The organism is Snodgrassella sp. W8158 (genome assembly GCF_016100435.1).
In the GTDB taxonomy this organism is placed as follows: domain Bacteria; phylum Pseudomonadota; class Gammaproteobacteria; order Burkholderiales; family Neisseriaceae; genus Snodgrassella; species Snodgrassella alvi.
Window position 1 is genome coordinate 461,141 of sequence record NZ_JACFSM010000002.1, and the last position, 21,998, is coordinate 483,138.

Here is a 21,998-nt window from a genome sequence, read left to right on the forward strand (position 1 = left end):
TATGACTGATAATGCAAAACAGCCTGATGATAGTAAACCAAAAGCCAATGGCAGCTCTAAATCTTCAAATATCGATAAGCAGTTTAATTTGGGACATATGGTAGAAGATATATTTGGTTTAAACCGTCCCGAAGTCAATACCGACGACCCGAATGATAAACCCAGTGCTATCGGAAAAGTAATTAATAAAGCCGGTAAAAAAATAGGAGAGATTGGCACAGGTATAGGTGAGATAGCTCAAAAAGGCATAGATGCAGTTCAAGGGGTACTGGATGAGTTACCACCATTGAAAGATATTGATTTTGACTGGCCGGTTATGCATAAGCCACAGGTTTTTCCAACTGAGCCGGGCGGGCGCCTGCCGGCTTCAATTGAGGTAATTCAGGAAAATAGAGGTGATTGCTTTTATAAGGGTCCTAAAGAGGACAAGCCGTGCCAGAAAATCATTAAAATCAGTTTTTTCTTTGATGGTACCAATAATCATGAAAAGGCAGATAAAGTAGTCAGCGGTGCCGAAGCACCTACTGAAGATGAACTGAAAAAACAGGAAAAAGCAGCACCGCAAGCCAAAATGATAGCTGCGTATACCTATCCTCGTACCAGTAATGTAGCACGTTTATTCCATGCCTGTATGGGAGCAGGAGGAACACCGGGTGAGGTTAGCTATAGTTCGCCTATGATAGAAAATGGTTGGTTTAAACATTATATTCAGGGCGTGGGAACGCGTTTTGAAGAAATCGGTGATTTGGATCCGGGTTTCAGTGGTGAGATGTTTGCACGCTATGGGCAGTCGCGGATTAACTGGGCACTGACACGCTTATGCGCCACACTAGGTCTATGTAAAGTTTTTAATGAAAAGCCTTTATTATTAACAACAGCGCAAAAAATGATTAAAGGCATGGATTCAAAAATTGGCCGTAAAAACCAGCTTGATGAGTATATAGAATCGCTGGTTTTTGCCAACAGTAATCAGCCATTACCACAGGCAATCAAACTGTATGTAATCGGATTTTCACGCGGAGCGGCTGAGGGGCGTACTTTTATTAACTGGCTGCTGGAATACTTGCTGGAGCGTCCGGAGAATGCCGATGCAAAAAAACAGCTGGAAAAATTGATGGAACAGCGTCGCCAGCAACGAAAAGAATTACGCGAGTACTATCGTAAATATCCGGAAGCAAAGGCAGAAGCTCAAAAGCAGGCGATAGAACAGGAAAAAGCGGCTAGCAGTGGCGTTAAACAGAATACAACACAGAACGGAGCCAAGCCGGGACAAGGGTCGCAGTCAGCGCCGCCTAAAGCCCCGGGCAATAATACGGGTAATCAGCAAAACAATAATAATGGTACGAATAAAAATTCAAACAACAGCGGTCCGGTTAACGGAGCCAATACCACGGCCAGTCTGAATCAGTCTGCCAATATCAATGCCAATCGCAAGGATGATAAGAAGACTGAACCTAAACCTGAATTTATCTATCTTAAGCTTAGAGGTATCCCGATCTATATCGAAATGGCTGGTTTGTTCGATACGGTAGCCAATGTAGGTATGTCTCCGCTAACTTCCTTGATTAGTGGTCATTTTGGCTGGGCGCATGGCACCATGTCTTTGGAACAGGCAGCGGCTGCGCGCTTTGTAAAAAGCTGCTATCACTTTGTGGCCGGGCATGAACAGCGCAGAAGTTTTTCCGTTGAAAGTATCTGTATTGACGGCGGTTATCCGCGTGGTGGCGGCGCTGAGTTTCGTGAGTATACTTATCCTGGTGTCCATGCGGATATAGGCGGCGGCTATCCGCCGGGTGCACAGTTTAAAAGTAACTTTGGTATGGGGCATGTAGTAGCTCAGATAACTTTGCATGATATGTATAAACGCTGCTGGCAGCATGGCATGCCTTTACAAGTTTGGGCAGAGCATCCAAGTTTAAGTTCTCAAATGAAAAAAAAGCCAAAATTTCAGCTTAAACGTTATGAGAAAATGAATAAAAATACTATTAAGGAATTTGACACACAACCTGAAATGGTAGAGCGGTTTAATGCCTGGCTGGAAACAACTGTTCTCGACAATATCACGAAGAGTTTGCAGAAGCAGGTTCATCATATTACGGCCTGGCGGATTCTGCGCTGGGTTAAAGACGGAATAGATGGTTATGCTACATTTCTGGGGCTGGCCATTACACGCAAAAAAGGATCTGCCGGAGAAAAAGAAGATGCTGAACAGGTTAGCGCACGGGAAAAAATCATTGCTCAGGGGCGCAAAGAGGCAAATGAAAAACTTTCTAATGCCTCCGGTGGTTTAGTGCCGGCATCATCTGATTCAATTGCAGATGATGATAAATTATGGCAGCAGGCCGGTTTGGGAGACATACCGGCAGAAAAACGCGATGATTTTTTAAATGGCATGATTAATAAAAATTATGATCCGGTGAATGATGGTTGGGATATGCTGGAAAGTGCCAAAGAATTCAAAGCAGATTATCTGCATGAGTTTCGTTTTGAATCTTTCCTGTCATTAGGATTCTTAATGAAAACTTTTGCCGGCAGTATTTATATGCTCAATAATGTAGATGAGGCGGCTGAGTTTAAAAATATACATGAAGAAGGCGATAAGCTTTATTTTGGAGATCCGGCAAAAAATGAAAAAAAAGCTCCGCCTCCGCCTCCTTCTCAGGATGATGGATTTGAAGGTGATCCGGTAGCAACGGGAGCAACACCGCCGATAGTATCATCTAATAAAAAGGATAAGTCTGGTTCTATTTTTGACGGGCTGTTTGAAAATCTGGATATTGGCGCTGTAGCTACAGGCATTATATTAGACAGAGTAAAAGATAAAATTAATAAGGGTAAGAAAAAAGCAGAAGCCGCAAAAGATAAGTCTGGCAAAAAGCCGGAAAAGGTATCCGGCAAGGATAATGCTCTGGCAATTTTATCCAGCGTCTGGGAACGGCTTAATAGCAAAGATAAGCGTGATGTAACGGTATTAATGGATAAAATTAAAAAAACACCGGAGCAGTATTCCAAAACATTCGGAAAAATAGTTACGCTGTTTGACGAACAGATTCATGATTCGCGTGCCAAATACATGCATTCAATATTGAATGACCGTGAACCATTTACCAGTTATTTTGCACACCGGCTTGTATTCAGTGGTTCAACGTCTAATAAACAGATTACACCGCTAATGTTGCAGAATAATCTTATTGGTATCGCCGGTCTTGCTCGCAGTGCTTATATGTCTATCCGCTATGGTAATCCGGCCTATATTTTGTTAGGACTCAATAACCCTGAATTTTTTGTAACAGAAAATGAACGCAAAGCATATGAAGCACTGATTAACGGATTTGATGCGATTGCAGTCAATCCTGATACCGGAAAAATTATACTTAACGGTAAAAATATTAAAAATATTTATAATCTGTATCAGAATTCGCAGCAATCAATTCAGAAAATAAAAGAAGCCCATGAAAAACTAACTGAATGGAATGGACGTGATTTTGCAGATAAGATTACTCAGGAAATAGCAAAATATGGCGATGAAACAATAAAAAATCTACAGCAGATTCGCCAGCTGCTGGAGGAACAAAAGGCTGCGCTTAAAGCAGCTGCCGAAGCTGAAAAACAAAAGAAACAGGCTGAATTAACACAAAGCCAGGCAGCAGCAATGGCTAAGGCAAGCGAAGCACAAGCCAATGAGGCCGAGGCTGGCGGTGCCGAAACAGCCGCTCAGCTTGAACAACAGCTAAATACAATGATTAGCAAAATTGATAAAAATATTAATCAGCTGCAATCATTACTGGAATCGTCGGGTAGTAGCGGGGACGCCAGTGCGCTGGAGCATGCTCAGGAATTACTCAAACAGCTTGATCCGCAACTGGTGAATGGATTAAATCTAAACAATCTCAGTAATCTGGATAAAGCCCGTCAGGCTTTAAATGGAGCTCAAAATGCCATACAAGCCGGAAATATAACGGTTCCGAATGGCAGTCCGGTAAATGTATTACCGGCGCAACAGCAACTGGCGGATATTAATCCGCAATCTATGGCAGATTACCTGAGTAATCAGATTGCCCAATATCAGCAAAATCTGCTGCAGCAGACTCAGGCTACCGTATCGCTTATGCACAATGGCGTCAATGATCCGCAGACGCTTGCACAGGTTTTTTATCGAAATGCGCAGGGTGATATTGCTGATCAAGTAGTAAATAACATCAGCAAAACCACACTAAGCAGTATGGGAATGTCGGATCTGGAGCTGAATGAATTCTTACCGGAAAATATTGCTAACCGCAGCCAGACAGAAATTATTCAGCTGGTACAGCAACTGCGCAGCGGAAATGTTCCGGCTGAATTGCAATCATTACCGAAATACCGTTTGCAGCTAATGGCCAAAGTGCTGGAAAGCTGGCTTGTCTGAGGCTTACGACCGGCATGATTATTTCTCTGCCGGTCTGATAAAACTGTGCAAAGGTGAAAGTATATTATCTGATTTGGTTTTGAATCATAAAAAGCAAAAATGATGAATAGTGTTGCACAAATAACTGAAAAGTTGATTTATATATAAAATAAGTATTTTTGTGTTAAAATTATTAAATCAGTTATATGTAAATTTCAAAAATATTTACATCTTATAATCCTGAAAAGTAATTTCAGATTCAAATCGGATTTGGCTGGCTGCTGTGAAAACTAACCGAATCTGTGAACAAGTGTAGATTGAATCTGATATTATATTTTTGTTTTGCTTTTAAATTTTATGCGGGAATATAGTTGGCAGTATACGGCAGACTGGACTGTATATAAATTGAGTAAATATATATTTTAAATTGTATTGGTTTTTTAAATTTTGTAGCCAGCAACCTGTATGCGGGAATATTTTTCCGTATCAGCACTATATCGGCTGATACGGAAGCAGAACTGTCAGTCATGTATAAAGGTTTAATAAAGGGTGATTAAATGCAACAGCGTTATTATCTGAAACTGAACGCAAATCTGGCTAATTTTGACCAGTTTTCGGTGCGAAGATTCAATCTGGAAGAAAAGCTGGATGATTATTACGTGTTACAGCTTGAAGCAACGCATATGGCTGCTGACTTACCTCTGGAAAATTTTATTCATCAGCGTGTAATGTTTGAGATGGCTCCGGATATTGACTGGAGCGGAGTGATGCAGGTATCCCGGCAGCAGCTCGATGATTCTGACAACCGGCGCTGGCATGGTGTTATTCAGAGTGCGGAACAAATAGCAACCAGTGCTGATGAAACCTGCTATCGATTTACTATTGTGCCCCGCCTGGCTTTACTGAACCGTATTACTACCACAAGGCTGTTTCAGAATGAGACGGCACTGAGTATTGTTGAGAAAATTCTGCGTCATCATGGTTTTGCCAGTGAAGATTTTCTGCTGAAATCATCCCGTTCGTTACCGCGCTATGAACATCGCATGCAGTATCGGGAAACCGATTATGCATTTATCAAGCGTGTACTGGCTCGTGAAGGATTATGGTTTACCTTTACACAGACAGCTTCCAATGAAGTAATTTCTGTAGCTGATGATGTAAGCCATTATATTCAGCTGCGGCAGCAGGCATTACCATTCAAACCGGATGCTGGTTTAGAAAGTGATCTGGAGGGGCTGGAAAGCAAACTGGAAGCGCAGCTCTCATTTGATGTGAATGCTACGGCACAGGGTATCAAGGATAATTTGAAACAGCAATTAATGCAGGGGCTGATGGCAAAATATTCTGTATCCGAATTTCATGTTCGCTATAAAGCTCAGTATGAAAGTGTACAGATTAAAGATTATAACTATCGGGATGCTAATAACAGTCTGCTAGGCAAAGCCGGCTTTAATGAGCAGCAGCCTGCAGCATTTGGTCAGCCTTATATCTACGGATTTTTTCATCATAAAGATAGCGGGCAGGCGCAGGAATATGCCCGAATTCTGCATGAGCATTCTGTATCCCGCCATATTCTGGCCACTGGTAAAAGTAATGTTCAGAGCTTTGCTCCCGGTTTTACCATGGGATTTTCCTCTGATGCCAGAGTAGGCAATATTCGTCAGTGGCTGCTGGTCAGTGTTCATCATTCTGGTGCGCGCGATGAAGATTACATTAATTCATTCTCCGCTATACCCTCAGACAGCCAGTGGCGTCCGGAGCCGATTAAACACCCGATTATAGACGGAACGATACCGGGAACCATCTGTGATGCCGGCCAGGGGCCGTATGCATGGGTTGATGAGATGGGGCGTTACATCGTTAAGTTTAATCTGGATATGGATGGCTGGCAGCCGGGTGGTGAAAGCAGACCCATCCGTCTGGCTAAGCCTTATGCGGGCGGGCAGTACGGGCAGCATTTCCCGCTGCACGTAGGTACAGAAGTACAGCTGGCTTTTCAGAACGGTGATCCCGACCGGCCGTATATTATTGGCGTTTTGCATACCAGCACTCAGCCGGACCATGTTCCTAATACATGGCGTACCCGTAATGTAATTCGTACCTGGGCAAATAATAAAATCCGCATGGAAGACCTCAGCGGTCATGAACATATCAAAATGGCTACTGAGTACCATAAAACCCAGCTTAATCTGGGGCATCTGGTAGACAGCGGACGGGATAAGCGTGGAGAAGGTTTTGAGCTGCGAACTGATGGCTGGGGAGCTTTGCGTTCAGCACGAGCATTATATCTGACTACTGAAAATCAGGCTGCCGCCAACGGCATGCAAATGGATCGTACGGTAGCAGTCAAAGAAATTGAAGGTGCACTCAGTCAGGCCAGTCATCTTGCCGACGTGACAGCCAAGCATACTTCACTCAAACCCAGACTAGAGACATTATCTGATTTAGGTGAAAACTGTGCTTATCTGGAAAAACCGGTTATTTTAACCAGTGCAGTCGCCGGAATGGCGCAGGTTTCACCAAAATCTATTCTTAACAGTGTTGGTCAGGATATTCATCAGCAGGCGGGTAAAGATGTATTTACCGGTGCCGGTGAAAACATTACACAAACTGCCGTCAAATCTGTACAGGTATTGGCTCAGACAGAAGATTTAAATCTGGTAGCCGGTAAGAAAACTGCGCGTCTGGCTTCACATGGTAGCGCAGTGGAAATTACTGCGGCGAAAAAAATCTCTGTTCAGTCTGTAGGTGATGAGGTACTGGTTAATGCAAAAAGCGGTATCAAGCTGGCCAGCGGTGGTGCTTATATAGAAATTAAAGGTGGAAAAATCAGCCTGTATAGCCCCGGTCCGATTGAATATAAAGGTAATCATCAGTTTCAGGGGCCACAGGGCGGTAATTTCCCGTTACCGGAATTACCTGGTTCAGTTTGTCTTGAGTGCTTGCGCAAGGCACGTGCACAAGGTGTTGGCATTGTAGAGAGATAATCAATGAATACTTATCGTGACGTGCTGGCACAATTTATCAATTTTACTAATGAGACTGATGAGAAAACTCTTTTTCTGATTATCGATTTATGTACTTGTGACTATCCTCTTCTGGCTGCCATAGAAAACTGGCAGCCGGCATTGCAGTATTCTCTGCTATTTGAGCAAACACCCGAATCTCATATCAAGGAAGAAGGGCCGCTGTTGCTGGCACTTGATATCAGGAATGAAAACCATCGGGAAATACTGGAAAAAATATGTGAAATTACTCATATGAATAATCGCTTGCTGGCTTTCAACAGCAACTATCCTTTTGGTACCTTAGAAGTTCATCTTCGCCGTGCCATGCAAGTGAAATGGGGTAAAAAAGAGGGATTACTTCGATTTTATGCACCAGATATGTTTGATCCGGTTAACATGGTGTTAACAAATTCACAAAAAAACTGGCTGCATCAATATATGTTGCGCTGGTTTTTTGTTGATGATTCCGGAGAGTGGGTAATTTATCAGGCCGATTATCCGCAGTGTGATCAGAATGAATTTGATGTAAATGGTTTTGTTTTTACTGAAAAACAGTATGATACTTTGTTGTTATGGGCTGATGCATATAATTACCGGCGTAATTATGGTATTGCTTTGGATGCAGATGAGTATGGCGGTGAAAGGATGTTAATTAACCAGCTATATGTCCTTGCTGCGGAAGCTGATACCAGATTGATTTTAAGCCAGGAAGAACGTGTTCAGTTTTTTAGGAATAATTTGCAGAAAATTATATAGGAAAGGCTGAAAGATGTTACGACGTATATTGACAGCATTTTGTTTATGCTTTGCTTTGATACAAATGGCCTGGGCGGGTACATATGATGATGCCGCTGCTGCTGCTCAAAACCGGCAATATGATAAAGCCTTAGTTTTATTTCAGAAAGCCATTAATGAAAATGATGATGCACGGGCATATAACAGTTTGGGTACGCTGTATGAAATGGGTTTGGGTGTACCGCAGGATTATGCTACCGCAGCAAAATATTATGAACAGGCTGTAAAAAAAGGCAATGTAAAAGCCAATGGTAATCTCGCCGTATTGTATGAGCGCGGATTAGGTGTAAAAAAGGATTGGGGCAAGGCGATGGGCTATTATTTTAATGGTCTGAACAGAGGTGACGGCAAATCCATGAACAATCTGGGGGTGATGGCCCTTAATGGCGAAATTCTGCCTAAAAATATTTCTGTTGCATGGGCTTTGTTTGCCAGTGCTGCAATTCTTAAAGACAGAGAAGCACCGCATAATCTTGCTGTAGTTGAAACCAAAATGACCAAAGCGGAAATTGAGCAGGGTAAAGTGGTTTTTAAAGCCCTGCATCAGGTAAAGAGTAAAAAACCGCCTATGGATATTATGTTAGATTATTTAGGCTGGCATGATTACGAATAGTATACAACGTCAGACTACATGGCTGCCGCCAAGACCAGTTCGCTGGCTTGCGTGGCTGGCCTTATATGCTTTGGCAATTGGTATTAATAAAAAATATGCAGATTCAATTATTACCCATTTCGGACTGGAAATCACAGTACACTGGCAAAAGTGGATGATATCTGTAATGCCGGCAGTGGTATTAGTAACTTTACTTCTGCTGGTGCGCTGTATCTGGTATCAGTTATGGTTAATTTACCAGCGTAATAATCAGTTTGTTTATAATGAAAAAATTTTGAATAATCAAAAGTACTGGTCGGAATATATGGTACTGGAAGAGGTAATATTGCACTGCGGCCAGTTAAATCATGCTTCCGATTTTTATACATATCTAGGACTGTCTCCAGAAGAGCGGCAGAAATCTGTATTTGAATCAATGAGTATGGAAATACCGGTTCAGAGCAATTCTTCTGTTTATTCTGACCGTTTGCATATTGTTTTATCACAACTGGTTCAGATATTATCTTCAAAAGAATATTTTACTGAACAATATACACAGTATTTATGGCTATGGGCAGCAGACAGAGAAAGCTGGCTGGTATTTAGGGAGCTTGTTATTGCTGAAGGCGGATATTGTCCGGCGGTACCGGATTATTATGTTAAGTTTGAGGATTTAAACTGGATTATTGACCGTTTTCAGGAAGAACTTTATCAAAAAATTCTATTACTCGGGTTTGAGTGCCAGCCTGAGTTTGAATTGTATCTGGCAATGATTTTTGCCCGAAAAGGAAAAATAGCAAAAATACAGCGAGCTTTTGATACACAAATGTGGCGTATGGATCAGGATTATTTTTTTACAGCCATGACTGAAAAAGTTTCTGGTTTCCAGATTGAAAGCCATGCACAAGAAGTAACTCAGCCGGAAATAAAAGAATTGACTGAAGATTTAACTGCAAAAGATTATGAAATCTTGCCGTATAGTATAGATAAACCGGATTTTTTTCAAAAATTACAGTATACGAGTGACTGGATGCAATTGCTGCTGGCAGTTTATCAGGCGCATAAACATTCCTATGTAGTACTATTTAATCATAAAGAAAAGATAATACCTGTTTCCCAGGTTAAGTAAAATTCAATTACAGGCGCGTTTATGTTAAGGTGGAACCCGTTAAGACAATTCAGTTCACGTGTAAATAGCCAATTATCCAAATTAGCGCAGGTGAATCAGAAAATTACCCAGCGCCCTAAAATTCTCAAATTATGGTTATTATGCAGTTTCCTCTGGTTGATACTTATCTGCGGATTAACTGCATTTTTATATTGGTATTATGATAAAAAATGGCTGCAAAATCATAAATTTCATTTGATAATACTGGCACTGGCCGGTTTATTTCTCTGCATTATACTGCCATTATTCTGGCGTATTTTTGTGGTTATTGACGGGCAGGAACGGACAATCCGCTTTATTGAGCGTTCGAAATATACACGTGAAAGTCCTGCACAGCAGAATTTGGTGGCTTTTCAGAATTATTTGGATCAGAAATATCCTTTATCTATTTTAAATCGCTGTTATATTCTTGCAGTACATGGTGAACCGGATGCTTTCAGCGACGTGAGTGAGCAGCTACAGCGTACAGGGTGGGTACAGGTTGACAATGTTTATCTGGTATTGATTAATGATGTGGATGAAATTGAATCCATACCGGCTTTTCGCGGCAAATATCATTGTCCTTTTGATGGATTAATAATATTGCGTGATATGAAAAGTAACAAAACTCCGGTTACTCACGATACTACTTCAGTCTGGCTGGAAAAATTTTATCAGCTGTTAAACTGGAAAATTCCGTTTATCCATGTCTTTCAAAGTGAGATTGATTTAAATAAATTTCCTCTTAATCAGGTTTTTACCTGGTCATTGCCAACAGAAAATATTGTTTCAGATATCAAAATTAAAGCTGAGGATTTATTTATTCAGGCTTTTTTAAAAAGCCGGGACAGACAGTTTTTGTCTCTGATTGATACCATTGCTATTACTAAATTAAATCCGGCTGAAAATTATTCTGAACAGCAGCAACCCTGGTTTACTGGTATGGCTATACAGGCTAAACAGAGTAACTGGTGGGAAACATGGGCGATGGTGGCAGAGCAGTTAAATCAGCAACCTGCTAAATTGATTCTACAGCCCGCTACTCAGCGACTGGCCAAAGCTGGTCTGGTAATCTGTACTGTAACCTTTTTAATGATTCTGTATGCTTTTACCAGTAATTACAGGCAGGCACAGTCATTCCGAAACCAAATCACCAGCGTGAATAAATCTTCGGGCAGCAACAATGCGATTAATTCTATACTCAGTTTACAACATCATATTGCATTGATAAATAATGTTCCGAAACCATTTTACCGTCGTCTTGGATTCAATCATGATGATATTTTGCTGAATAAAGCATTTGTAACTTATGGTAAGGCTGCAAAAAAATGGCTGATAAAACCCGCTGATCAACAGATTATTCTGGTTCTGAGTTCTTTACAGCAGCTTCAGACTTTACCTAACGTAATTGAAACAAATGCGGCGGAAACAGAGAAAATTGCAGAACAAACCAGTAATGCAGTTGCTTTGGACGAAGGTTTTAATGCTCTGAAAGCATATTTAATGTTACGTCGACCTAAACGTCTGGATAATATTTTTCTAAGTGATTATTTATCACGCCTGTATCGGACACAAGGCTTACAAAAAGCCGATGCTGCTCAGAATATATTCAGATTTTATACCCGGAATATGATGAAACATCGAAGCTGGTTTCTGAATGAAGATTCTGCTTTGGTGGCAGAAAGTCGGGGAGTATTGAATAATATTGTTAATCAGCAGCAGGAAGATGTTGTTATTTATCAGAATATGCTGGATTCTGCATTAGAAAAATATAGGGATATTGATTTAGTGCAGCTGGCTGGCAAAGATAGCACTCAATTCTGGACAAATAAGAATAAATTGCATGGTGCATTTACTGCACGTGCATGGAACGAATGGTTTAAACCGGAAATTGATAAACTTAATCCTGAGCATTTTAAAAATGGTTCATGGGTGCTGAATGAGTCTGAACAAAGCAACGAAAATACGGATATCCGTAAACAGATAATGGCATTGTACAAGCAGGATTATTTTGAAGCATGGACAAAATTTTTATCTGGTATACAGTGGGTACCGGTTACTGGTCTGAATAAACAGATGGATCGTTTGAAAAAATATTCAGATAAAAAGAATTCAGTACTTGTTAAGTTACTAACAGCCATTCAGTTTAATGCCAGTATCGGATATCCGGAAGACCGGACTGAAAAAGGCAAAGGAGTTTTACAGGAATTTGAACCAATTGTAGATTTGATTAAAACAGTTGAAGATAGGAATAAGCAACCCAGCCGTAAACTGGATCAGTATCAGGAAAATCTGCTGGCTATGTATCTTGAAGTACAGAAAGTTCAGGGAGCTAATAATCAGGCCTCTGCTTCACAACTTTCTTTCAATACTATTTTGAATAGTGATGATGGTTCTAATCTGGCTAAAGCTGAAGAATCTATCAACTTACAAGTAGCTAATCTGGGAGAGGAATGGCAGGATATCGGGCACACTTTACTTACTTATCCTTTTGCTGATGCTAAAAAAGCAATTTTGCTTCCGGCTTTAAACAATATTAATGCATTGTGGCAGCAGATGGTGGTTTCGCAATGGAATTCTCGTTTTGCTAATCGTTATCCACTGAATCCTTCCAGCAATCTCGATGTCTCTTTGCCTGAATTACAGAAATTTATTGATCCGCAAAAGGGTGTTGTTGCACAGTTTAATCAGCAATATTTAAATAAAATTTTGAATCTTGTTGGTAATCAGTGGATTGTTAATCCTGCTGTAATGGATCAGGTTCAGATTGATGATCAGTTTGTAACTGGTTTAAATGAATTAAATCAGTTACTAGAATTTGTTTCAGATGGCTCAAATACCGCTTCTTTTGAAATAATGCCATTGCCAACTCCCGAAGTTAAACAGATTACATTTAATTTTAATAAACAGAAAATTCAATTTTATAATGAAAAATCTTTCTGGCATAAAGTGAATTGGTCTGTTAGTGATAGTACCGATAAAAAGGCTTCAATTCAGTGGTCTGATGTGACAGATAAGACTGCTCAGCTTGAAGTAGTTGGTGATTTGAGTATTTTGCGTTTACTTGAAAAGGCTCAGGCACGTAAAAATGATGATGATACTTATCATCTTAAGTGGATAATAAAAAATAGGGTTGTAGAAATGAATCTGAAGAATTTACAAACTAACGACCTGATTACATTATTGAAGTTAAAAGGGGCAAGTTTGCCGCAACAGGTTTTCAAGGTGGATCAAAATGCAAATTAGTGCAGCACTGAAAGTTCTCCAGAAGCGGAAAATCTATGAAGATATAAAACCTTTATGGGACAATATTGAATATCTTCTGGCTCCAGTGGAGGGAGAACCGGAAGATGTTACACATCATGATTCTTTTCTGGATATCCGGCAGGAGTTGGAAAAGGTCAGCGATATTCAGTTGAGTAAAATTGAAGACGCAGCTAATTATCTTTGTCAGAACGTAGGTAAAGATATTCGCGTAGCTGTATATCTGACTTATGTATTGTTTCGTCGTGAAGCCTTTCAGGGACTGATTAAAGGTTTATTATTAATATATGGAATGCAGGCAATATATACGCCTACTTTTCAGCCCCAACGTATCACCCTTATTAAAACGATGTTTCGCTGGCTGGGCGGCACAAAAATGGAAGATGCATTTTTATTGTGCCAAAGTACATTATCATCAAACGAATATCAGGTAATTACCATATTATGTGAGCTGATTCAGGAAAATTTTTCTGCACAATTTGAAGCGACAGTAGATGAGCTCAATGGCTTACTCAGCTTATTACCTGTGCCTGCTGGTGAAACTCAGGCAGCTATTAGTCAAGCTGATTCAGTAACTACTGATAATAATTCAAACCAGAGTAATAGTACTGATAATGATGAAGTAATTTTACGTTCTTTTCAGGATTTGATGCAGACAATGAAAACTGTAGGGCAGTTCATTGCCGATAAAGAGCAGAAACCCTATGCATCATACAGATTATTGCGTCAGTTCCGATGGGATATGCTTGAGCAGTTACCTTTGCATCAGGACGGACTGACAAAAATTCCTCCTCCGAGACAGGAACTGATAAATCGCTTACAGACATTGTATCAGCGTAAAGAGTGGAACGGATTATTAGAACAATGCCATGCCGGTTTTATGGAGGCTTCCAATCACTTTTATCTTGATTTGCAATATCTGAGCTGGAATGCAATGCAGCATTTGGCACCTGAAGCAAATGTATGGGCTGATATGCTGTGCAGTGATATGGCTTTTCTGCTTAACCGTGTACCCGGACTCGAAACATTATCCTTTAATGATAATCATCCTTTTGCTTCCGGTGAAGCTTTAGACTGGATTGCAGTTCATGCACGTTTTCAGCAGCAAAATGTAGAAGAAATGCAATTGTCTTCCGATAATAAGCTTACATCAACCGAAGATATTGACGCACAGGCATTTGTCATTCTGGCAGAGCAGGGTTTTGATAAAACGATGGAATGGCTGTCTACTGTGCAATTTGATGAAGGGCTTGAGCAGTTATACTACAAACAATTTTTACTTGCCCGATTAGCTATTAAAAGTGGCAAAACAGAATTTGCAATATCTCTGCTGGAAAAGCTTAATCAGCCCTTTTCACAACAACCATTATTTGAATGGAATAAAAAATTAACTTTTCAGATCAAACAAGAGTTGTTAAAGCTTTTACAGCAAAAATTTATCACTATCAAAGGTAATAATAAAGAGTTTATAGCTGGACAAATTGAAGAGCTGAAAAAAGAACTGGTGTTACTCAATCCGTTTCTGGCGCATCAATTATTGTATAGGTAAGTGAAAAATATGGAAAAAAAAGACAATATTCTGCGTTATTATGAAGCGGAAATGCGTTATCTGAAAGAGGCTGGACAGGATTTTGCAGAGGTTCATCCTGATGCAGCACAGTATTTAAAAATGCAGGATTCTCTTGAGCGGGATCCGATGGTTGAGCGGCTATTTGAAGGATTTGCTTTTTTAACTGCAAAATTGTATCAAAAAATTGATGATGATATGCCTGAGTTAACTGAAAGCTCATTAGCATTGCTGTGGCCACATCATCTTCAGCCTATTGCCTCCATGTCGATAGTGCAATTAATGTTAAATGAAGAGATTTATACGAATGATCAGCATATTCCCGCAGGTTTAATATTGCAGACTGCTGTTGATTCTGATACAGGTATATCGTGTGAGTACCGGACAACTCAATCAGTTGATATTTATCCTGTTGAAATAAATGATTTCCGTCTTGTTCACAATGATCTCGGGCAATCAGTTATTCAGTTACGTTTGCAGCTACGTCAAACAGACGCGGGTCAGAATATTCGCTTACCGGATAATTTTTCCCTCAAATTTCATCTTGTTGGTGAAATAGAAACCAGACTGAGTATTTATCATTACTTAATAAATTATTTGTCACATATTACTGTTGATGAAAATTTAAACATTATCAGCGATAAAATAAAACTGCATCGAACAAATTTTAATTATGATTCAGTTACATGGTTGCAGAACTATCAGGCAAATGAACATAATTTATTGATGGAATATTTTCTCTTTAAAGAAAAGTTTCTTTTTTTTCAATTAAATAATCTGAGTGGAAAAGATTTCAATAATGATAAACATGAATTATTGATAAATTTTCATTTAAATCGCGATTTTCCTCTGGAGCTGGTATTTAACCGCAATTATTTAAAATTGTTTTGTGTACCTGTAATTAATCTGTTTGATTTGGAGGCAGAACCGGTTGTGCGTTCTCCTTTGCATACTGAGTATAGGCTATCACCTATGTTTTCAGTTCCAGATCAGGTAACTGTGTGTGGGGTTACCGAAGTGGAGTCATTTAGTCAGATAAGTGGTAACAGAAAGTATTATTTGCCCTTTAATGAGTTTAAGCACGGCAAACGTCAGCTAAGTATTCTTGAAAAGGACAGACCTTATTATTATATCCGTACACGTCAGGGAATCGGTAATAAATATGATAATTTCATTACTTTTAGTGGTGAAATGCAATCCGGAGAAGAAGAGATTTTTTCTATCAGTATTCTTGGTGCTAATGGTAATCTGCCTCGTCAGATAACTAAATATAATAAAATACTAAGCCTGCATTCACCTGTGCTAGGCGTAAAAAATGCTCAGATGGTAATGATACCTACTGCTTTACATTATCCGCCTGATTATAAAAATCAGCAATGGCAGTTATTGTTTGAGATGAGTAATAATTATCTGGCTACCTTAGATACCGGCACCCTGAAAAATAGCTTGCGCTTATTGAACTGGTCAACAGCAGCAGCAAATGAAAAAAATATAGCAGCTATTAGCTCTGTTCAAACTGAAATTCAACATATTATGCATCATGGTATGATGATTAGATGCCTAGTAATTGATATCGAACTGGATAGTACCGGATTTATCAATGAAGCAGATGCTGCTTTATTTGCTTATGTACTGAACTGTTATTTAATAGCTTATGCACAATTAAATCTGGCTATAAAGGTAAATGTCATATTGCAGCCAGAAGCAATGATTTTTAGCTGGCCAGTAAGCGTGGATGAAAAAATTTTATGAATGCCAGTTTATTCAATCGATTAATGCTGGCGCCAGAAGCCTATAATTTTTTTCAGTTTTGTCATTTACTGGAGTCGCATCAGGTTAACTTACGCGTACCTGATTTGCAGAGTGATAGTGAACTGACGCTGCAATTTTGTGCATGGCCTTATCTTGGTTTTCCTGCCAGTGAATTAAAGCATGCTTTGCCTGAATCTGTATATGATTACAAGCTACCAGTAGTCTTTACTACTTTCATGGGATTAATCGGTACTGACGGTGTCATGCCAAACTGGTTGATAGCAGAAGGTGCTGAAAAAAAAGATGGTATGGAAAATCTAGTAGCTTTTCTGGATATGTTCCATCACCGTATGATGACTATATTTTATCAGATATGGAAACGTTTTCATTATGAATTTCAGTTTCAACCTGATGCTTCAGATAGTCTTTCTCAGGCATTTCTGACATTAATTCACGGTAAGAGCAAATTAGATATTGACCCGCGTTATTACCTTGGTGTTATAAAGAATTTAAATAAAAAAAATAAAAATATTTTTGGTTTAAAAGAAATTGTTCATTATGTACTTCCTGCCGCCAGTGAAGTAGTTATAGATGAGTTTATTGCTGTTAGATATCCTGTACCGCAACGATCCATAGGTGAGGGAATAGCTTTTGATACTGCAGTGCTGGGCCGCTTTTTGTACGATGCCAACAGCCGAATAAGAGTATCTGTACAACTTAATGATTATGCAATATTAAATTTACTTTATGAAGATCAGCCTTTGAGAACGGTTTTGAAGACCTTAATCAGGAAATATGTGGGATGTACTCTGGATGTAGAGCTGGTAGCGAAAATCAATGCCGACTTATTACCACAGGCACAATTAAATGGTAGTAATCCCCAGCAACTCAGAGCTGGTGTTACTGCTGGTCAGCCAGAAACCGGTATGCTATTTTCGATTTTTCTTGGAGTGTTATAGATGAATTTTCGTTTCTTGGCTGTATTAATTTTACTAGCAGGATTATCTGGTTGTGGATTATTGCAACAAGGCTATGAGGATGCACGCAAGGTAGGTAAAGATGCAGTTGAGTTAAAACATTATCATTATGATTTCATGGTGGTTTCTGCGCATCTTTTAAATCAGACCGATAATTCACAGCAAAATACTTTCAGAATGGCAATCTTTCAGTTAAATAGTGATAATCTATTTAATCAGGCAAGTTATTATGATTTACTTACTAATTCAGACAATGCTCTTGCTGACGAACTGGTAAAAAAAGATATACGTATGATTTATCCTTTTGATACACAGAATATAAAAGGAGATATAGATAGTAAAACACAATATCTTGGATTAGTGTTTTTCTTTAATAAACCAGAGTCTGATAATAAAACATGGAAAATACTAATTCCTATAGATAATTTAAAATTATTTAGAAATAATTATATTCTGGTGGACGGTGCTCAGGCTCAGTTAAAATCTAAAAAACAGGTTAAGGATTTACTTAAGCAGCAAAAAAAAGCAGAGAAAGCACAGAAAAAAACAGAGAAAGCGGAGAAAAAAGCATCAAAAGAAAAGAAAAAACAGGAGGAGTTGGCCAAAAAAGCTCAGCAGGCTATGCAGGAACAGCTGGATAAATTGCAACAGCAGGGTAAACAAAAAGCTCAGGAAAATATAGGGAAGAAGGTGCAAAAAATATTACCTGATGTCAAGAAGTAGTGTGTAGTATGTCATAAATAATTGATGTACTAATAGTAAAATATTCTGATGGTTATTTATTAAATAAACCTAAATAATTATTTTATATTATGAAAGCGTAAATAAATTTATTATGATTGATGCGTCTTTATTGGAAAAAATTACTTTAAATTTTTCTGGAGATGTTCCGTTTGATAGTCTGGATCCTAAAGAACGCTATATTTATAGTGTTATGAATAATATCGAGCGCATATTAAATACGCGTCGAGGAAGTGTGAAACATATACCTGATTACGGGTTACCTGATTTAAGCATTATTTATCGTCATTTACCCTCCAGCCTGTCTGTATTGCAGAAATATATCACTTTAACTTTATTAAAATATGAACCGCGTGTACAGGCTTTGCAAATTCAGATGGTTGAAAATAAATCTTCGGATTTTATTATTGCCTATGAATTATTATGTCAATTAAAAGAGGTTGGTTATATTCGGTTTTCTACTACATTTGATGGTGATGAGGCGGTTAGAGTATTTCGATAATAAATTTATTCAGTATCGAACGATATGTGAAATTGTTAAAATAAAAATACAGCCTGACTGGCTGTATTTTTATTTATTTTGGTCGGAGTGAAAGGATTCGAACCTTCGACCCCTTGCACCCCATGCAAGTGCGCTACCAGACTGCGCCACACTCCGACTTTGTAAAGGAAGCGATTATAAAAGTAATCGTATTACTTAGCAAGTACACTATTCAGGTTATCTACTACTTTTTCAATTTGCTGACGGGTTTCCAGTGCATTAATGACGGGATTACCATCAGCATCTACCTGATTACGTGTAAATGGGTCTATATATGGTGTAAAGCTGTCGCGCAATTGTCTGACTTTAATCACATCAGCACGGGTATAGTGCTTACCGCCATAGCCTACAATAATGCCATGTGTCTGTTGCCAGACAGAGAATTGCTTGGCACTGATGTCTGCCAGGCGGCATAGCTCTTCGAGAGTGAAATATCACTATGTTGATACGGACAAGTGTGTGTTGTTTAAGCTTGCTTTCCGTTATAGTGATCAACCATGCCTTTCAGTTTTTGTGATGCGTGGAAAGTAACAACGCGTCTGGCAGAGATTGGCACTTCCTCCCCGGTTTTTGGATTACGTCCAGGGCGCTGTGGTTTATCGCGCAACTGAAAATTGCCAAAACCGGAAATTTTGATTTGCTCACCCTTTTCAAGAGTACTGCGAATTTCTTCAAAGAATAGTTCAACAATTTCTTTGGCATCATGTTTGCTCATGCCGGCAACTTTTTCAACTAGAATATCAGCAAGTTCAGCTTTTGTCAGCGTCATATCAGAATTTCTTTCATTAAAGAGGGCATTATTATCCCTAAATTAGTTTTTGTTTTCAAGTATGTAAATTTTTAACTAGGCAAATTGCCCAGTTTGAATTTTTTAAGTACGTAATTGTGCACCAATTGTGGCTGCTGTATCAATGAGTTTTGTCATTATTTCTTCAACTTCTTCATCAGTTAAGGTTTGTTCTGTACTTTGTAAAATAATTTTGACCGCCAGACTTTTCGTATTTTCCGCCATACCTTTACCGCGATAAACATCAAAAACAGATATTTCCTGAATGGCTGGATGTTTCACAGTAGACAACACATTGATCAGCTCTTCAGCAGTAGTTTGTTCGGAGATGATAAAGGCCAGATCACGCCGTACTGGTTGGAATTTAGATGCTGGCTGATAAGTAATCCTGGCTTGTGCCAGAACAGCACTTAAATCAAGCTCAAATAAAATAGGCGACAAGGGCAGGTCGTATTTTTGTGTCCAGCGCGGATGCAATTCACCAATAATACCAACTACTTTATTATCAATGATAATTTCAGCGGTTCTGCCTGGATGGAGTGCAGGATGCTGTGCCGCGCGATAATTTACTTTATGTGCACTTAACAGGCCTGCAACATCGTTTTTGACATCATAGAAATCGGTGTTGCGAGTGGGTACTGCCCATTGTTCAGGAAAGACAGAACCATAAGCCAGACCGGCAATTTTTGTGGTTTGTGTATATTGCTGGTTTTGTTTTTGAAATACACGTGCTACTTCAAATAATCGTACTCTGTTTTGTTTACGGTTCAGATTATTGTGTAATATTTCAATCAGGCCGCCAAACAGAGTAGAGCGCATAACGCTGAGCTGACTGGCTATCGGATTTAGTAAACGAATCGGATCAGTATTACCGGCCAGATCGCGTTCCCATGCTTCTTCTACAAATGCGTAGCTGACTACTTCCTGATAGCCGCTATTAGCCAGTTGATGGTAAACACTAAACAGTGGCTTTTGTGTTTCCGGCAAAGCTACCATATTCAATTTGCCATTGGTATGATCATTGGGAATATTTTCATAACCATACACGCGGCCAATTTCTTCTATCAAGTCGGCTTCGATTTCAATATCAAAACGGAAGCTGGGTGAGGTAACAATAAAGCCATCTTCACAAGCTTGTGGCTCCAGTCCTAAATGCTGCAGGATAATGGCAATTCTGGCTGAATCAATGGCAACGCCTAATACTTTTGCTACTCTTGCTGTACGTACTTTTACCTGTTTAACTGCAGGCAGATTACCGGTTGCTTCTGTAATTGCACCAATTTCACCGCCACAGATTTCCTTTATCAGCGTAGTTGCCCGTTCAATGGCTTGTTGTTGTAAATTAAAGTCTACTCCGCGTTCAAAACGGAATGATGAATCTGAACCGAATCCATACTGCCGTGCTTTTCCGGCAATGATATCCGGGGTAAACCATGCGCTTTCAATCACAACATTACGCGTACTGTCTGTTACTGAGCTGTCAACACCACCCATTAATCCGGCAATACTCAGAACCTGTTTTTCATCAGCTACTACCAGTGTGTTACTGCTTAGAGTTACGGTTTTATCATTGAGGCATTCCAGTGTTTCACCTTCATGGGCACGCCGCACGATCAGTTTGCCGGAGATTTTATCTTCGTCAAACATATGCATTGGCTGACCCAGCTCAAGCATGACATAGTTACCTATATCAACCAGAGGATTAATGCTACGCAGACCACTGCGTTCGAGCCGCTGTTTTAACCATGCAGGCGTTACAGCATTAATATTAATTCCGCGAATTATCCGGCTGATAAAACGGCCACAGTCTTCCGGTGCTTCGATGGTGACAGGCTGGCTGGCATCCAGTGTTGATGGATTAGTAACAATCTTTATTGGATTTTGTGGTTTCTGGGTTAAAGCGCCCACCTCACGTGCTATGCCTTTTATACTCAGGCAGTCTGCTCTGTTAGGTGTGATTTTTAAGGTTTGCAGAGCATCATCCAGATTGAGATAATCGCGGATATTATTGCTGACTGGTGCATCGGCAGGCAGAATCAGTAAGCCGTTTACTTCATCTTGTAAACCTAATTCTTTGGCAGAACACAGCATTCCGTTAGAGACTTGTCCGCGCATTTTTGTTGGTTTGATCTTGAAATCACCCGGTAAGACGGCTCCGGCTAATGCACAGGGTACTTTGATTCCCGGTTGTACATTAGGAGCACCGCAAACGATTTGTATCAGTTCTCCTGTACCGGCATCAACCTGTGTAATATTGAGACGGTCTGCATCCGGATGTTTGATTACAGATTTAACTTCGGCGATGACCACCCCATGAAATGGAGGGGCAGCCAGGGTGGTTTCTTCTACTTCCAGTCCGGCCATGGTTAATAAATGTGCCAGCTCTTGTGCAGATAATTCAGGGTTAATCCATGAATATAACCAATTTTGAGAAAATTGCATG

Annotated in this window: 14 protein-coding genes and 1 tRNA gene; 11 read left to right on the forward strand and 4 right to left on the reverse strand. The window is 39.7% G+C overall.

All coding sequences use genetic code 11. The annotated features are described in order from the left end of the window. Position 1 precedes the first annotated feature (1 nt). The 11 genes from H3V11_RS06570 to tssE all read left to right on the forward strand — a co-directional run bounded on the left by H3V11_RS06570 (position 2) and on the right by tssE (position 18,729). A complete protein-coding gene (locus H3V11_RS06570) occupies positions 2-4,405 on the forward strand; it encodes a DUF2235 domain-containing protein (protein WP_198223927.1) in 4,404 nt (1,467 codons plus the stop codon). A gap of 536 nt (positions 4,406-4,941) precedes the next feature. Continuing rightward, on the forward strand, positions 4,942-7,371 hold the full coding sequence (locus H3V11_RS06575; RefSeq protein ID WP_198223929.1) for a type VI secretion system Vgr family protein: 2,430 nt from the start codon (positions 4,942-4,944) through the stop codon (positions 7,369-7,371). Between the two features lie 3 nt (positions 7,372-7,374). Then, complete coding sequence (locus H3V11_RS06580) at positions 7,375-8,148, forward strand: DUF4123 domain-containing protein (RefSeq protein WP_078474588.1); 774 nt, start codon at positions 7,375-7,377, stop codon at positions 8,146-8,148. 13 nt (positions 8,149-8,161) lie between these two features. Continuing rightward, positions 8,162-8,800, forward strand: coding sequence for a tetratricopeptide repeat protein (locus tag H3V11_RS06585; protein WP_025330509.1), 639 nt, complete (start codon positions 8,162-8,164; stop codon positions 8,798-8,800). Beyond that, a complete protein-coding gene (locus H3V11_RS06590) occupies positions 8,787-9,908 on the forward strand; it encodes a hypothetical protein (RefSeq protein ID WP_198223931.1) in 1,122 nt (373 codons plus the stop codon). Before H3V11_RS06585 ends, H3V11_RS06590 begins: the two co-directional genes overlap by 14 nt. Before the next feature lie 21 nt (positions 9,909-9,929). Further along, entirely contained in the window at positions 9,930-13,172 is a 3,243-nt protein-coding gene (locus H3V11_RS06595) for an ImcF-related family protein (RefSeq protein ID WP_198206598.1), read from the forward strand. Next, complete coding sequence (gene tssA / locus H3V11_RS06600) at positions 13,162-14,739, forward strand: type VI secretion system protein TssA (RefSeq protein ID WP_198206597.1); 1,578 nt, start codon at positions 13,162-13,164, stop codon at positions 14,737-14,739. The genes H3V11_RS06595 and tssA overlap by 11 nt, the downstream gene beginning before the upstream one ends. 9 nt (positions 14,740-14,748) lie before the next feature. Beyond that, on the forward strand, positions 14,749-16,509 hold the full coding sequence (gene tssF, locus H3V11_RS06605; RefSeq protein WP_100153020.1) for a type VI secretion system baseplate subunit TssF: 1,761 nt from the start codon (positions 14,749-14,751) through the stop codon (positions 16,507-16,509). Beyond that, positions 16,506-17,468, forward strand: a complete 963-nt coding sequence (locus tag H3V11_RS06610; protein WP_100125646.1) for a type VI secretion system baseplate subunit TssG — start codon at positions 16,506-16,508, stop codon at positions 17,466-17,468. The genes tssF and H3V11_RS06610 overlap by 4 nt, the downstream gene beginning before the upstream one ends. Beyond that, on the forward strand, positions 17,469-18,209 hold the full coding sequence (gene tssJ, locus H3V11_RS06615) for a type VI secretion system lipoprotein TssJ (protein WP_100125645.1): 741 nt from the start codon (positions 17,469-17,471) through the stop codon (positions 18,207-18,209). It abuts the gene before it with no gap. A gap of 112 nt (positions 18,210-18,321) precedes the next feature. After that, positions 18,322-18,729 (forward strand): type VI secretion system baseplate subunit TssE, encoded by a 408-nt coding sequence (tssE, locus tag H3V11_RS06620; protein WP_084550793.1) that lies wholly within the window; start codon positions 18,322-18,324, stop codon positions 18,727-18,729. Between the two features lie 79 nt (positions 18,730-18,808). On the opposite strand, the gene H3V11_RS06625 is transcribed toward tssE, so the two are convergent. The 4 genes from H3V11_RS06625 to pheT all read right to left on the reverse strand — a co-directional run bounded on the left by H3V11_RS06625 (position 18,809) and on the right by pheT (position 21,997). Continuing rightward, positions 18,809-18,885 (reverse strand) — tRNA-Pro (locus tag H3V11_RS06625). A gap of 35 nt (positions 18,886-18,920) precedes the next feature. After that, positions 18,921-19,082 carry a hypothetical protein gene (locus H3V11_RS06630; protein WP_198223933.1) on the reverse strand — a complete coding sequence of 54 codons (162 nt, stop codon included), beginning with the start codon at positions 19,080-19,082 and terminating at the stop codon, positions 18,921-18,923. A gap of 152 nt (positions 19,083-19,234) precedes the next feature. Then, complete coding sequence (locus H3V11_RS06635; RefSeq protein WP_025330518.1) at positions 19,235-19,537, reverse strand: integration host factor subunit alpha; 303 nt, start codon at positions 19,535-19,537, stop codon at positions 19,235-19,237. Positions 19,538-19,639: 102 nt separating this feature from the next. Continuing rightward, positions 19,640-21,997, reverse strand: a complete 2,358-nt coding sequence (pheT, locus tag H3V11_RS06640) for a phenylalanine--tRNA ligase subunit beta (protein WP_198223934.1) — start codon at positions 21,995-21,997, stop codon at positions 19,640-19,642. Position 21,998 lies beyond the last annotated feature (1 nt).